Below are 14,813 nucleotides of genomic sequence, written 5' to 3' on the forward strand. Positions count from 1 at the left end.
CCAGTAGTTACGACGATAGCATCATTTTTGAAAATTTCAATTTCTTTTGAAAATTTCAATATGGCTTGTTTTCGCTTGCCCTTCATCCCCTCGCGAAACCCCTTCCTCCCCTCTGTTCGTTCTGGGCAACAGCACTTCGAGTAAGCTCGGAGAGGTCCGGCAGCAGACGGGTCGGCAATGAGTGAGGAACAGTGAACGAAGGACTGGGAAGTGTCACAGAAAACGGAACGTCGGGACGCGAGCGCAGGCAACGGCGTCACCTCGCATAAGGTCGGCGTCGCGGATATCGCCGAGAAGGCCGACGTATCCATCGGCACGGTATCCAATTATCTGAACTACCCCGAGCGTGTATCCGCCGCGCTCAAAACCCGCATCAAAGCATCCATCGACGAACTCGGCTACATTCCCAAGAGACGCCGATTTCCGGTCATCGCCTCCGGCGGCAACGGCGGTGATGACGCTCAGGACTCGCCGGCTCTGGTCGGTTACGTGATGACAGACATCGAACACACCCTATTCACCGCGGTATTCGAAGGCATCCAGGAATCCTGTGAGGACCAGGATATGCAGGTACTCGGCGCGAACGCATACTCCGACAGGGCACGGCAGAGCGAGCTGGTCGAGATATTCATCCGCCTCGGGGTGTCTGGGATCCTGGTCAGTACCGTGCATGATTCGCACGAGGACATCATGGCGGCAAGGCGTGCGGGCATCCCGATCGTGCTCATAGACCACAGTGATCCGCCATCGACTGCGCCGGTGTGCTCATCCTTGGAGAACAATGTCTCCAGTGGCCGCCTTGCCGCCGACGAATTGATTCGCACCGGATGCAGGAAGCTGGCCTTCGCCTCCCACTCCTTCGACTACCAGGCCATCCAGGATCGATTCCAGGGTGTGCAGAACGCGGTCCGAGCAGCGGATGTTCCGATCTCCTTGGATGTGATCGACTCCAACGGCATACTGTTCCAGGACGGTTACCAGATCGGCCTGCAACTCAGCGGCATGGACCGCGACGATCTTCCCGATGGCATTATCGCCGGGACCGATCAGATCGCCGGTGGCATCGTGACGGCCATCACGCATGAGAACAAACTGCACATCCCCGAAGACATCTCCATAGTGGGCACGGAAGGCTCATTCATACCGGAAGGCTCCCCGATCCCGCTGACCACGATCAACGCACCCGGGGTGGAGATGGGACGCAAAGCGATGGACCTGCTGATGGATGAAATACAAAATCCGCAAACGCATGTGCACAGCTCGGTCCTGCTGGAACCATCGCTGAGGCTCCGCTCGACGACCCGGGCCTGATCCGGCGGCCCCGCCCGGATCGGACCTCAGTACGGGAATGAACGCTCGAGATCCCCTCGTAGCTCCGCATCCACATACGGCAGCACCGTCCGCACATCAAGCCGGGTGTCAGGGAACACCTTCACCCCGTTGTCGGCGAAAAGCTTGGCGGCTATGCCCATTCCGGCGATTTTCACGCCTCTGAAACTTCCGTCGTAGATGAGATCCACACCACACGATGGGCTGCGATCCTTCAGAAAAGCCACTGTGATGCCGTTGCGTTTCACGATATCCAGAGCGCGACGAGCTCCGAGCTCGTATGCGTCGCTGACTTCGCCTCCGGAGCATTCGAACACCCGCCTGCGCCCTTGGACGTTCTGATCCGATCCGCGTATTTCCGCAGGCGGACGGGGAATCCCGAAACCTCCGAGGATCTCCGGGCACGCGGATATAGCCTGTCCACGCTCGACCAGCCACTGCGCGATCTCATTGCGCGCATCCGCGCCGTCGTAGCGTACCGCGAAACCAGCCAGACAGGAACTCACCAGAATCATCCCGCAACCTCTCCCCCCGTTTGTCGGATCGGACCGTTCGACAGACAGTATTCTGGCACGGCGGAAAGACCCGGGCTCAGCCGTCGAGCAGACGCTCCGCGGTTTCCTTGTCGGTCGCCAGGGCGGATATCAGCCCTCCAAGCAGACAGGCACGGATCGCGGGGACCTTCGTGGATCCCCAGGCCACCCCTATGACCAGGGGGATTCTACGCAGTCTTTCAAAATCGATGGAGATCGTTCGATCGCACAGACTGGTATGCACATGCCTGCCATTGCTGTCGATGTGGTGGCCGCAGATGTGCCCCACCGCTCCTTTGCCGACCACTTCCTTCACCACATCGGCATCGACGTATGCGTCGAAGATGTGACCGGAGCGCATATTCGCCACCGCCCCGACACCCACCAATGCGATATCCGCCCCTCCGCCAAGTGCAAGCGTGGCCGCGATCTGCCCCTCCCTCCTCATGGCCTGGGCGACCCCCGACGAAGACAGGATCATCGGAACAGGCAGTTTCGTGAATGAGCCGCCCAGACGCTGCGCCAACATCATGCATATTTCAGGGGAATCGGTCATCGGATTCGTGGGAGACAAGGATCCGATCATCTGCGCGACGTTGGTTTTCTCCCAGTTCTGCGGCGCCACTTCGCGCACCGTCGCAGCCACGGCATTGCCATTGGAAACGGTGACCAAGGAATCAGGGCGCATGTGTTCGACGAATAATGAAGCCGCGCACTGCGAAACCACCGCAATCGGATCCTCCCCGATGGCTGGTTCCCCGACACGCGCGTAATGCAATCCATAGCGTTCGACAAGGCCCTGCTCCAACTCCTCAAGACGTTCCAAGGGATGGTCGACGGTGATATGGACCATATTCCGCTCCCGGGATTCCTTGAGCAGGCGCGCGATGCTCGCCCGGGAATACCCGAACTCCTTGGCGATTTCGGTCTGCGTCTTCGAATCGAGATAGTACCGTCGTGCGATACGGAGCAGCAGATCGACGTGTTCCCTGGAAGAGGATGAAATCAGTTGATCATCTTTGATAAACATATGCTCATCTTATTCCAGATTTTCGAGAAGCGCTTTCAGTTTTTTTCTTCAGACACCCCAATATTCAAGCCAAACTTGACGAAGCCTCCGACATATTCACATATATCGCGAACAATTGTTCACCGGTCTCATTGCAGCAAGACCACGCCGACCCTACTTTCGACAGTGACATAGCCCACAACGCATACCGGCTGTGGGGAAGCAAGCAACAAAGGAGTTCCGATGTCATTCGCACGCACCATTTTCGGCGATGTTGATCCCAAGACCCTCGGCGTCGTCAACAGCCACGACCATCTGATCCGAGTCGGAGCAGGCGAGGTCTATCTGGACAAGGACCACCAGCTCGATTCGGTCGACAAGGCGAAGGAAGAGGCCGGATATTTCACCAAAGCCTCGCTTCGCTGGAGTCAGGACGGCGGCACCGTGGTGGATATGTGCCCCATCAATTGCGGCCGCGACCCGTATAAGCTCGCCGAAGTCGGCAAAGGCGTCGACAATCTGAAGATCATCGCCGCAACCGGATTCCACCGCGAACACGTCTACCTGGAAACACAATCCCATTGGATCAACCGGTACAGCAGCGACACCATCGCCGAGCTGGTCACGGCGGATATCGAGGAAGGAATCGACAAGAACGATTACAGCGGCCCCATTGTGGAAAGAAGCCCCTATAAGGCCGGGATCATCAAAATCGGCACCGCCTATGGCTCGATAACGCCATTCGAGCACAAATGCATGGAAGCGGCCGCAAAAGCCTCGCTGCAAACCGGATGCCCGATCAATACGCACACCACCTTCGGCACTTGCGGGCTGGAGCAGGCCAAGACCCTGATCTCGATGGGCGTTCCCGCCGACCGCATCGCCATCGGCCACATCCAACGCAATGCCGATATCTACTACCTGGAGCGGATTCTGGACCTCGGTGTCTATCTCGAGATAGACGGCACGAACCGCATCAAGTACCAGCCGGACTCGAACCGCATCCTTGAACTCGCAGCTTTCAAAAAGGACGGCTTCGAAGACAGGATCCTGCTGGGCACCGATTCCGGTAAACGCTCCTATCAGAAGGCCTACGGATCGGTTTCCGGCGTCGACTACAACCCTGCGGTCGATGGGCCCCGCATGATCGACGAAGGTTTCGATCCCGACTATGTGGACAAGCTCCTGATGAAGAACGCCCAGACCTTCTTCGCATTCAGAAAGGAGCGCTGATCCTCGTGGCCGACACAACGTTGGAACGTCCACAGCTGCAGATCGCCCTTGATACCTTCGACATGCCGAGTGCGCTTCGCCCTCTGAACGCCGCGATCAGCAACATCGACGTCATCGAATGCGGCACCGTGCTCATCATCGCCGAAGGGCTCAAAGCGGTCCGTGAGATCCGAGCCCTGTATCCCGATAAGACGATACTTGCCGATGTCCGCATCGCCGAGGCCGGAGCCGTGATTTCGCGTGCCTGCTTTGAAGCGGGAGCCAACTGGGTCTCCGTGGTCGCCGGAGCCAGCCTCACCACCATCGAGCAGGTGGTGAAGGTCGCTGCGGAGTTCTCAGGTGAGGTGCAGATCGAACTCGGTGAGAAATACAACGCCGACCTGGCCCGCAAGTGGTTTGAGATCGGCGCGACACAGGTGATCGTGCACCGCTCACGCGATGCCGAGGCGGCGGGGAAGCTGACCTGGGGAGACGACGATATCCGCCGGATCCGCGAACTGCACGAGATGGGCTTCAAGGTGACGATCACCGGAGGCGTCACGGTGAAGGACATCCCCTTCTTCGCAGGCGTACCGGTGGGTGTCATCATCTCCGGACGGGGAATCGTCAAAGCAGACGATCCTTTGCGGGCCGCAGGTGAGCTCCGACACGTCATAGGGGAAGTGTGGCCGCAATGACCCCCTCTTCGGTGACCCTGGGCATCTATGAGAAGGCCCTGCTCCACGTTGAGGATTGGAATCGGATGTTCAGGCAGGTCGTTGATGCGGGTTTCGCGTTCATGGATCTATCCATCGACGAAAGCCCCGAACGGCTGTCCAGACTCGAATGGACTGCCAGACAACGGGCTGCCTTTGCCTCGGCGGCGCATCAGGAAGGCGCCCAGATCGGAGGGATGTGTCTGAGTTGCCACCGTAGGATCGGTCCGGGTTCCGCCTCGGCAGGAACACGCAGGCGTGCGGCCGAGATATTCCGGCAGGCGATCGATTTCTGCTATGACACGGCGATACCGGTCATACAGGTGGCGGGATACTATGCCTATTACGAAGATCCCGATCCGGGTCAGCGCGAGCGCTATGTCGACAGTCTCGCGCAGGCCGCGCAGTACGCCGCCCAGGCGGGAATCATGCTTGGGATCGAGAACGTGGACGGTAATGACGTCACCTCCATCACCAAGGGATTGGAGATATGTGATGAAGTCCATTCCGCATGGCTCACCATGTATCCCGACATCGGCAATCTCGCCGAACAGCAACTCGACACCACCGCCGAATTGCACGCGGGTCAGGGTCGCATGCTGGCCATTCACGTCAAGGATGTCCTGCCCGGCGAACCGCGCAGGATTCCTCTCGGCAGCGGCAGCGCGGACTTCCCTGCGGCATTCGGCGAACTCGCGCGGCAACGCTGGTCAGGCCGCATGATGCTGGAGATGTGGAACGACGATTCCCCTGATTCAAACCGCATCTGCGTCGACGCACGCCGAAGACTCACCGGCTGGCTCGACGAGGCCGGAATCGCGGTATCCGACGGACCGGAGCGCCGCAGCTAAGACACGACGGGTACGGGAACCGTCTGCAGTGCCCTCGCGGGATCCGCAACGATGCCATTGCGGATCCCTGGGGCCACCATCCAGATCCCGCATATCCGCGACATTGAACACACAGGAAACAACTATCGAAATCGACACAAGGAAGTGTAATGATGACCGACCCAAGCTTCGATCTCTCTACCATCGGTGAAGGCCAGATCCGCCTCACCGTCAACCGCGGCGAACGCTTGATGAGCGCCCGCTCCGTCCGCATGAATCCCGCCTGTTCCGAGGCGAATGTTGCCGGATTGCTCTCACAGTTGGGACGCAATACCCAATGGTCGTCCTCCCTACCGGAGGGCGACCTGGGAGAATACGTATTAAGCGAATACCGTTCAGTCGGTGTACACATGGATGGCATGGTACGTAAACCGGGTGGCCGAATGGCCCTGTACTTCATGGAACCCGGCGAAGCCCCGATGCCGGCCAATGTGATCTATGACCGCGAATGGACTCCCTTCCGGGCCACAGGCATCGAGGAATACGACTGGGACCGCATCCTCGATGCGAAGGTGATTTTCCTGACCGGCATCACCGCCGCACTTACGGACACCACGGCCCAGGTCGTGCGCTACGCAGCGGATGAAGCCGCGAAACGCGGCGTCGACATCATCCTCGACGTCAATTTCCGGAGCAAGCTATGGGACGGCGAGCATGCCTGCAAGGTGCTGGAACCCATAGCCAGGATGTCCCGGGTGTTGTTCTGCTCCGTTGCAGACGCATCAAAGGTATTCGGCATCACGGGTCCGGCGAAGGAGGTCTGCGAGCGCCTTCGGGAACGCTTCGGCAACGAGTACGTCATCTCCACCAATCATCTTGACGGTCCATATCTGTGCGGGCCGCAAGGGGTCAATTCGTATGTGACCACACCCGTGCCGGTTGTCGATCGTCCAGGTGCCGGAGACGCCTTCGTCTCTGCGACGATCCACGGCTTCCTGTCCGGCGATATCAGCGAGGGCGTGACCTGGGGCCAGAAGGCGTCCGAATTCGCCATCACCCATATGGGCGATCTCACCCGCATACGTCCGGACGAACTGCATATTCCGCTCGGCGCCGACATCAACCGCTGAGCGCATGCTCCCCTATTCAAGCAGAGTCAATCCGAAGTGAAAGAGTTCAATGATGAATGATGTTCATACCGCAGCCGTAAGCGGTCATAATAAAACGGCATACGAGCAGATTGATGAGAATCCCCTGACAAGGCACCAGAAAAGCCTGATCGGTCTGACCATCGTAGGAAACATTTCCGAGTTCTTCGACATGTTCCTGATCGGTTTCGTGGTGTCGCTGCTTACCGACGCATGGAAGCTGACCGGACTGGAGGCAGGCGTGATCCTGGCCTGCTCCGGCCTTGGAACGGTCGTCGGTTCGATCATGTGGGGAGGCCTTTCGGACCGTTTCGGTAGAAAACACGCCTTCCAATGGTGCGTGATCTGCTTCGTCGTGTTTACCGCGCTCTCCATCTTTCTGCCCAACAGGGCCTGGATACTCCTGGCCCTGCTCAGAGTCGGGGTCGGTATCGGGGTGGGTGGTCTGAACATCACCTCGATTCCGTACGTACAGGAATTCGTGCCAACGAAGCAACGTGGCATGCTTGCAGGCCTGGCCTCGGTATTCATTCCTCTCGGCCTGCTGCTCGGTTCGGTCTCACAGAGCATCGTCGGTGACAACTGGAGGGTCCTCATCGCTCTTGGGGTGCTGCCGGTGTTCCTGCTCATCTGGTTGAACCGGGTACCCGAATCACCGCGTTTCTACCAGACCAAAGGGAAGGATGACGAAGCCCGCAAAGCCTTGGCCTGGGCCTTGGAGATACCCAAGGAGCAGGTCGGCGTGCTGCCTGAGGTCACCACGACGAAGAAAGCTGATTACGGAGAGCTGTTCTCCCATCATCTCCGGCCTTTGGTCATCATCTCCCTCGGCTCCTTCTGCTTCATCCTCGGCAGCTTCGCCATCCAATCCTGGGGGCAGACCTTGATGAAGGATGCTTTCGGGTACTCCACACAGATGGTCGCGTATCTCTTCATGGGCGTCGCCGTCGCCGACTGCATCGGAAGATTCGGCTCGGCATGGCTTGCCGATGTGATCGGCAGGCGTTGGACAATGTTCATCTTCGGCATCATCGGGGCGCTCGGTTGCTTCTACGCCGCGTTCTTCCACGACTCCGGATGGCAGTTCTACATCGCGATCCTCATCATCATGACCTTCGCGGATGGGGTGTTCGGCATTCTGAATGCCTTCGGAGGAGAGCAGTTCCCCAATGATGTACGCTCCACCGGCCTTGGGCTCGGATACGGGCTGGGAGCCATAGCGAAGATCATCGGCCCCGCGTTCATGGGCGTTCTCGTCGGCGGAAGCTTCGTCGCGCAGCACATCGACATCTCGGTGATCACCACGGCCTTCACCTTCTTCGGCATCTGCCTGGTGATAGGCGCCGTGACCTACCTGTTCGCGCAGGAGACCAAAGGCAAGAAACTTGAAAGCCTGTGAGACGCCCGTCGCAGCATATACGGCCATCTCCGTTATGGAAAGGATGAAGCCATGTCTTCATTGAGTGATTATCCCGTCGAAGTGCAGACCGAAGTCAAGCAGCTTCGTGAGACTGTGGCGAAACTTCATGCGCAGCTGCTCCGATGGAATCTGGTGGTCTGGACGGCAGGCAACGTCTCGCAGCGTCTGCGATCTGCGGATTTGATGGTGATCAAGCCTTCCGGCGTGCGCTATGAATATCTCACCCCGGAGTCCATGGTCGTGACCGATCTGCAAGGCAATCCGATCGACGGTGCCGAATCACCGTCCTCGGACACCGCCTCACATGCCTACATCTACCGGCATATGCCAGAAGTGCACGGCATCGTGCATACACATTCCACATACGCCACCGCATGGGCGGCGACGGGAAGAAACATCCCCTGCGCCCTCACCATGATGGGGGATGAGTTCGGAGGGCAGATACCGGTGGGCCCCTTCCGTCTGATCGGTTCGGAAGCCATCGGGGAAGGCGTGGTGCAGACCCTGCAGCAGTATCCGCAGTCGCCTGCGGTTCTTATGCGGAACCATGGGCCCTTCACCATCGGCAGCGATGCCGAAGACGCCGTCAAGGCGGCGGCCATGACGGAGGAGGTCGCACACACCGTATGGGCCGCCGAGCAGCTCGGCGACGTCATCGAAATCAGTCCGGAGGATATCGGCAGGCTGAATGACCGCTACCGGAACGTCTATGGACAGCACTAGACATCGGTCCGAGCCCGCAATGCATCGGGGATGATCCCGATCGTTGCGGGCTCGGCTGTCCGGTTCCGGGTCGTTTCCGACCCCGGCTCACGCCCGGACGCAGCATACGCCAGATCTTAGGATGCGGCGGAGGATTCGCGGATGACGAGACTGGGCTCCATCTCCACATATGAAGGCAACCAGGATTTGCTCTCATGCTCGACGGAAATCAACTCCATCGCTTTGCCCGCTATGCGCATCCAGGGGAGTCTGACGGCCGTGAGCGAAGGCTTGCTGAAATTGCTGTCCTCGCACAGCGCCGAATCCTGCAGAACAACCAGCTTGATATCTCCCGGTACCTCAAGATCGCAGGACCTGCATGCCTGCACGACTCCGAGCGCCGTCATGCCGTCCGCACAGATGATGGAGTCCGGTCGCTGACCGCCCTCGGATAGAATCTCCTGGGCGACCGTGAAGCCATAGTCCATGCCGCTGGATCCGAAGCGGATCCAATCCGTCTGCGTCGTCAAGCCTGAAACCGTCATCTGCATATGGAAGGCGGTAAACAGACCCATGCCATCCACATCCGAGGTGGAACTGCCCAGGTAGGCGACGGAACGGGCTCCGGAGGCACTCAGATGCTCGGCGATGAGCTGCATGACCAGCGTGTTGCTGGTACCCACCCAATCGAGACGGTTGGAATACGCTTGCGAGAAGACCTGCACCACAGGCGTATGATCGGCGACACCTTCCAGAAGCTCCACAACGGCTTCCGTCTCCACAGGCACCACCATGATGCCATCGACGTGGCGTGAAACCACGGCTCTGATCCGCTGTTCCTGCTCATGGGCATCTCCCCCGATGCCCAGCATCAGTTGCTTGCCCTGTGCACTGATGACCGACTCCGCCTCCTCGGCGAATCTGGAATACATCGAGCCGCCGAGCTCCGGGACGATTACGGCGATGATGTTCGTGATGTCGCTGCGTAGGGCGCTGGCCGCGTAGTTAACGGAATAGTTGAGTTTCTCCGCGGCCTGCCTGACCCGTTTGCTCAGCTCGTCGTCCTTCTTGCGACGACCGGAGAGCACCCGGGAGACCGTTGCGGTCGACACCCCGGCCAAGGCGGCAACATTCGAGATCGACGCCTCACTGGTCAGCGCTCTGTGCGACATGGAATACCCCGAATTCACCCTACCGATGTATCAACCGCATCACTGGATGACGGCATATACAGCTTAATACCTATTCCGAGGCCAGCAGGGTCTTCACCAAACCATCGGCGACCGCCTCGGCGTCATCGCCCTCCACAACGATTTCAATGGTGTCGTGTTGCTGCACACCGAGGCTCATCACCATCAGCACGCTTGCCGCGTCTACCCCGGGAGTCCCGGGCTGTTTCGAGATCGTCACCGAGCATCCGCTCGCGGCCACGGCCTGCGTGAATGCGGAGGCCGGACGGGCATGGATGCCCACAGGATCTTCAATATGCACCGTTCGTGTTGCAGTTGCCATCAATACTCCTTCGTATAAGGGATCAAGGTGTGCACCATCGGTGCACACGCCATACACAATACCCCGGATTGACGTTTTTCAGAAATCGTTTACCATAGTAATTACAGCGCTTCAAAGATACATTGAAGTTACCTTTGGGACGTAGTAAACCATCAGCAGCCACGTATACGGGTTGGGGGCACGCTGGCCGCAGCGCAGCAGCTGTCGGGATACATTCGCTCGCACGAAGAAGGGATGCGCATGAACATCATCGGTACAGGTATAGGACGCGGAGTGGCCGTCGGAGATGTCCTTCGCATGGCACCGGCGTTGGAGGAGCCATCGGATGCTCAACGGTCTTCGAATATCACGGATGACCAGGCAGCGGGCAGGGTGCAGGAGATTCTGGGCACAGTCAGCGCCGACCTCCAGGAGCGTGCCGCTCAGGCATCGAAGAACAAGGAGACGAGTGCGGCCGCACCCATTCTCATCGCACTGGCGCAGATGGCCGTTGATCCGGCGTTGAGCCAGGCCATCACCGCATCCCTCAAGCAGGGCAAGACCCCCGAGCGGGCGGTATTCGAAGGTTTCAACGAATTCGAGGACAAACTGCGGGCCCTCGGCGGCTATATGGCCGAAAGGGCCAGCGATCTGCACGACGTGGGGCAGCGCGCCATCGCTTTGCTCACCGGCGCCCCTTTGCCCGGGATACCGCAAAGCGACAAGCCATTCGTCTTGCTCGCCGATGACCTCTCCCCCGCCGACACCGCGGCGCTCGACATGTCAAAGACCCTCGGCATCATCACGGTCCAGGGAAGTCCGACCAGCCACACCGCCATACTGGCCCGGTCGCGGGGAATCGTGGCGATCGTCGGGGCCCAGCAGGCCGGCACCTTGGAGAACGGCGCGCATGTGATCGTCAACGCCGCCAAGGGCACGATCATCGTCGATCCCTCGGAGGATGACCTGCGCGATGCGGAACGCATCACCAAGCACGCGGAGCACGCACGTCAGCTCCGCGGCAAGCCCGGAGCCACGAAGGACGGCATGCCCATAGCGCTGCTCGCGAATGTGGCCAAACCGCAGGATGCCGACGCCGCGTTGGAATACGGCGCCGAGGGCGTGGGACTGTTCCGCACGGAATTCATGTTCATGTCCTCCTCCGTCTCACCATCGGTCGAGGAGCAGACCAAAGCCTATGTGCAGCTGCTCAGCCGTTTCCCCGGCAAGAAGGTGGTGATCCGGATGCTTGATGCGGGGGCGGATAAGCCACTCGAGTTCCTCACCCCCGAGAATGAGCCGAACCCGGCACTCGGATTACGTGGACTGCGCACACTGCGCACCCACCCACAAATCCTCGACGATCAATTGGAGGCCTTGGCGCAGGCCCAGGCACAGACCGAGGCCGACCTGTGGGTCATGGCTCCGATGGTGGCCGACGAACACGAAGCCGATTACTTCGTGAAGCTGGGCAAGGAAAAGGGAATCAAACGCGTTGGGGCAATGGCCGAGGTGCCTTCCATCGCACTGATGGCGAATGAGGTTGCGCAGGTAAGCGACTTCGTCAGCATCGGCACCAACGATCTGACCCAATACACCCTCGCGGCGGACAGAACCCTCGCTTCGGTCGGCGCATACCAGACGGCATGGCACCCCGCCGTGCTCCGCGCGATCAAACTCATCGCCGATGCCGGCAAGAAACACCACATGCCGGTCGGCGTGTGCGGTGAGGCGGCCGCGGATCCCGATCTGGCGCTCGCACTCGTCGGTTTGGGTGTGACCTCACTGTCGATGACGCCGTTGGCGCTGGATGACGTCAGGGCGAACCTTGCTGCGCATACCAGCGACGAGGCCCGCGAGCTGGCCGAACGGGCGCTCGCAGGCGAGTTCTATCCGCTTACACGCGGCTGATCACGCGTGATCAATCATCATCCATCAGATCAGCACACATCAACACTCTGTCCACACCATGGGAGGTACCAATGACCGCGACGCTGCAAGAATTTCTTCCTGACTCGTCATTCCTGCTCGATCAGTCCGCCGAGGACTGGAGGCAGGCCATTCGCCTGGCCGGCGAAGGGCTCCAGAATTCCGGATTCACCACAGCCGCGTACACGGATGAGATGATCGCCACAGTGGAGAAGATGGGACCTTATATCGTTATCGCCCCAGGTCTCGCCTTGGCGCACTCACGTCCTTCTGCGGCGGTGCTCCACACCGGTCTGAGCTGGGTCCGGCTGAGCACACCGGTTCCTTTCGGGAACAAGGCCAATGATCCCGTGTCCCTGGTCATCGGTCTGGCCGGCAGGGACGAGAACGAGCATCTTCAGGTGATGTCCGCAATCGCCAAAGCCCTCTCCAACCCAGCGGCAAAGGATTCGCTCAACGACGCGCAGACGCCGGAAGCGATCAGAACCATTCTCAACGGCTGAGACAGCTGTCCCGGCTGACAACAACCTAACAACGAAAAGAGTAATCATGAACATCCTATGTGTATGCGGCAACGGCATCGGCACCTCAGTGCTGCTCAAGATCAACGTCGAACAAGTGGCGGCGGATATGGATCTTGACGTCAACGTCACCACATCCGACGCGGGAAGCGCCAAGGGCACCGCAAACCAGAGCGATCTCGTGCTGACATCGCCACAGCTTGCCGCCGAACTCGAAGGCGTCGATGTGCCGGTCGAGACGATCGAGAACTTCATGGACCAGCAGGAAGTAAAAGACATACTGGAGAAGTACGTCGACTAAGGAGTAGCTGCCCATTGACCGTGCAGCTCACCAAACGCACCACAACAAACAAAGGAGAGAAATGAATGTCATCGTACAGGTGCTGGACTTCATCAGCCAGGAGATCCTTAACGTTCCTGCATACCTGATCGGCATCGTAGCCGTAATCGGCCTTATCGCACTCAAAAGGAGTGCCGGACAGGTCATTTCCGGCGGACTTAAGGCCGCCATGGGATACCTTATCCTCGGCGCGGGCGCCACGGTTGTGACCGCGGCACTGTCACCGTTCGGGGAACTGGTGCTTAAATCCACCGGGGCACAGGGCGTGGTACCCACCAACGAGGTCATCACCGCACAGGCATCAAGCCAGTATGGCGCGACCTCCGCATACATCATCGTGCTCAGCTTCATCGTGATGCTGCTGTTCGCACGATTCACCCCATTGAAATACGTGTTCCTCACCGGACACCATATGGTCTTCATGTCCACGCTGCTGGCTGTGGTGCTGTCGGTCGGACTGGGTTCGAAAAACCAGCTGCTGGTCATCCTCGTGGGTGCGGCGCTGATGGCCGTGGTCATGGTCGTGCTTCCCGCCTTCGCACAGCCCTTCATGAACAGGGTCACCGGAAACGACAAGCTGGCCATAGGACATTTCAACACACTCGGCTACATCATCTCCGGTGCCGTCGGCGCCAAGGTCGGCAAGAAGTCACGTTCCACCGAGGACATCAACTTCCCGAAGGGGCTGAACTTCCTTCGTGATTCGATGGTCTCCACCACCGTGCTCATGATCGTGCTGTACCTGGTGTTCTCGATCTGGGGAGCGATCGTGCTGCCCGCCAAGACCGCATTCGCGATCTTCCCCTCGCATCCCGCCAACTATGGGGCCTTCTTCATGGCCGCATTCGCGCAGGCCCTGCAGTTCGGCATCGGCGTGAGCATCATCCTCTACGGCGTCCGCATCATCCTCGGTGAGCTGGTACCGGCATTCCAAGGTATCGCGAACAAGGTCGTGCCAGGGGCCAAGCCCGCGCTGGACGTCCCGATCGTATTCCCCTTCGGTGCGAACGCATCGCTCATCGGCTTCCTCTCCTCCTTCGCAGGCGGTCTCGTCGCGCTGGTGATCATCGCCGTTTGGCTCGGACCTGTCTGGGGCATCGCCCTGATCCTCCCAGGTATGGTTCCCCACTTCTTCGATGGTGGCGGTGCCGGTGTATTCGGTAACGCGACCGGCGGTCGTATCGGTTCCGTGGTCGGTGGATTCATCAACGGCATGTTGATAACCTTCCTGCCTGCGGCTCTGATGACCGTAATGGGCAGCTTCGGTATCGCCAACTCGACATTCGGCGATGCGGACTTCGGATGGTTCGGCACCATCGTCGGCAACATCGCCCACCTCGGCCCGGTCGGAGGCGCCATCGGTTTGGTGATCTTCGCCCTGCTGCTCTTGGCTGGCGCCTGGGTATGGCAGGTCAAGGTCGTGGACAAGGGATGGATGCCGGCCAAGGAACATGCCGCATTCATCGATGACATCAAGGCTGCCGAGAAAGCCGAAAAGGCCGCCCGCAAGAGCGCTCAGAAAACCGCAGCGACCAAGGCTTAGGGATTCCCGCTTTCGGATATCATTGATGGCACGGGCCCCGCGTTCTCGACGCGGGGCCCGTGCTTTGCATATCAGGCGTCGTATCGTAGG

General features: G+C 59.4%; 15 protein-coding genes. 11 read left to right on the plus strand and 4 right to left on the minus strand.

Features of this window, described 5'->3' with window-relative positions; genetic code table 11:
- Positions 1–210: 210 nt before the first annotated feature.
- Complete coding sequence (locus tag BPSY_RS00860; RefSeq protein WP_051921350.1) at positions 211–1,311, plus strand: LacI family DNA-binding transcriptional regulator; 1,101 nt, start codon at positions 211–213, stop codon at positions 1,309–1,311.
- A gap of 26 nt (positions 1,312–1,337) precedes the next feature.
- On the opposite strand, the gene BPSY_RS00865 is transcribed toward BPSY_RS00860, so the two are convergent.
- Positions 1,338–1,844, minus strand: coding sequence for a 2-thiouracil desulfurase family protein (locus BPSY_RS00865; RefSeq protein WP_033495983.1), 507 nt, complete (start codon positions 1,842–1,844; stop codon positions 1,338–1,340).
- A 76-nt stretch (positions 1,845–1,920) separates the two neighbouring features.
- A complete protein-coding gene (locus tag BPSY_RS00870) occupies positions 1,921–2,892 on the minus strand; it encodes a sugar-binding transcriptional regulator (RefSeq protein WP_033495981.1) in 972 nt (323 codons plus the stop codon).
- A 222-nt stretch (positions 2,893–3,114) separates the two neighbouring features.
- On the opposite strand from BPSY_RS00870, the gene BPSY_RS00875 reads away from it, so the two are divergent.
- The 6 genes from BPSY_RS00875 (at position 3,115) to BPSY_RS00900 (ending at position 8,920) form a co-directional block, all read left to right on the plus strand.
- Positions 3,115–4,104 (plus strand): phosphotriesterase family protein, encoded by a 990-nt coding sequence (locus BPSY_RS00875; RefSeq protein WP_033495979.1) that lies wholly within the window; start codon positions 3,115–3,117, stop codon positions 4,102–4,104.
- Positions 4,105–4,109: 5 nt separating this feature from the next.
- Entirely contained in the window at positions 4,110–4,781 is a 672-nt protein-coding gene (locus BPSY_RS00880) for a 3-dehydro-L-gulonate-6-phosphate decarboxylase (protein WP_202961749.1), read from the plus strand.
- Positions 4,778–5,650 (plus strand): L-ribulose-5-phosphate 3-epimerase, encoded by an 873-nt coding sequence (locus BPSY_RS00885; protein WP_033495977.1) that lies wholly within the window; start codon positions 4,778–4,780, stop codon positions 5,648–5,650. Before BPSY_RS00880 ends, BPSY_RS00885 begins: the two co-directional genes overlap by 4 nt.
- Before the next feature lie 149 nt (positions 5,651–5,799).
- Positions 5,800–6,759, plus strand: a complete 960-nt coding sequence (locus BPSY_RS00890; RefSeq protein ID WP_202961751.1) for a sugar kinase — start codon at positions 5,800–5,802, stop codon at positions 6,757–6,759.
- Between the two features lie 49 nt (positions 6,760–6,808).
- Positions 6,809–8,176: an MFS transporter gene (locus tag BPSY_RS00895; protein ID WP_202961752.1), complete on the plus strand. Its 1,368-nt coding sequence runs from the start codon at positions 6,809–6,811 to the stop codon at positions 8,174–8,176.
- A gap of 51 nt (positions 8,177–8,227) precedes the next feature.
- Positions 8,228–8,920 (plus strand): L-ribulose-5-phosphate 4-epimerase, encoded by a 693-nt coding sequence (locus tag BPSY_RS00900; protein ID WP_033495976.1) that lies wholly within the window; start codon positions 8,228–8,230, stop codon positions 8,918–8,920.
- Positions 8,921–9,036: 116 nt separating this feature from the next.
- Here the strand turns inward: BPSY_RS00900 and BPSY_RS00905 are convergent, their stop codons facing one another.
- Both BPSY_RS00905 and BPSY_RS00910 read right to left on the minus strand, forming a co-directional pair.
- Complete coding sequence (locus BPSY_RS00905) at positions 9,037–10,071, minus strand: LacI family DNA-binding transcriptional regulator (protein ID WP_033495975.1); 1,035 nt, start codon at positions 10,069–10,071, stop codon at positions 9,037–9,039.
- 70 nt (positions 10,072–10,141) lie between these two features.
- Positions 10,142–10,411 carry an HPr family phosphocarrier protein gene (locus BPSY_RS00910; protein ID WP_033495974.1) on the minus strand — a complete coding sequence of 90 codons (270 nt, stop codon included), beginning with the start codon at positions 10,409–10,411 and terminating at the stop codon, positions 10,142–10,144.
- A gap of 240 nt (positions 10,412–10,651) precedes the next feature.
- On the opposite strand from BPSY_RS00910, the gene ptsP reads away from it, so the two are divergent.
- The 4 genes from ptsP to BPSY_RS00930 all read left to right on the plus strand — a co-directional run bounded on the left by ptsP (position 10,652) and on the right by BPSY_RS00930 (position 14,723).
- Positions 10,652–12,301, plus strand: coding sequence for a phosphoenolpyruvate--protein phosphotransferase (gene ptsP, locus BPSY_RS00915; RefSeq protein WP_033496144.1), 1,650 nt, complete (start codon positions 10,652–10,654; stop codon positions 12,299–12,301).
- Between the two features lie 71 nt (positions 12,302–12,372).
- A complete protein-coding gene (locus BPSY_RS00920) occupies positions 12,373–12,822 on the plus strand; it encodes a PTS sugar transporter subunit IIA (protein ID WP_033495972.1) in 450 nt (149 codons plus the stop codon).
- Positions 12,823–12,868: 46 nt separating this feature from the next.
- Positions 12,869–13,141, plus strand: a complete 273-nt coding sequence (locus tag BPSY_RS00925) for a PTS sugar transporter subunit IIB (RefSeq protein WP_033495970.1) — start codon at positions 12,869–12,871, stop codon at positions 13,139–13,141.
- A gap of 61 nt (positions 13,142–13,202) precedes the next feature.
- Complete coding sequence (locus BPSY_RS00930; RefSeq protein ID WP_033495968.1) at positions 13,203–14,723, plus strand: PTS ascorbate transporter subunit IIC; 1,521 nt, start codon at positions 13,203–13,205, stop codon at positions 14,721–14,723.
- The last annotated feature ends 90 nt before the right edge of the window (positions 14,724–14,813 follow it).

Source organism: Bifidobacterium psychraerophilum, assembly GCF_000741705.1.
GTDB classification, from domain to species: domain Bacteria; phylum Actinomycetota; class Actinomycetes; order Actinomycetales; family Bifidobacteriaceae; genus Bombiscardovia; species Bombiscardovia psychraerophila.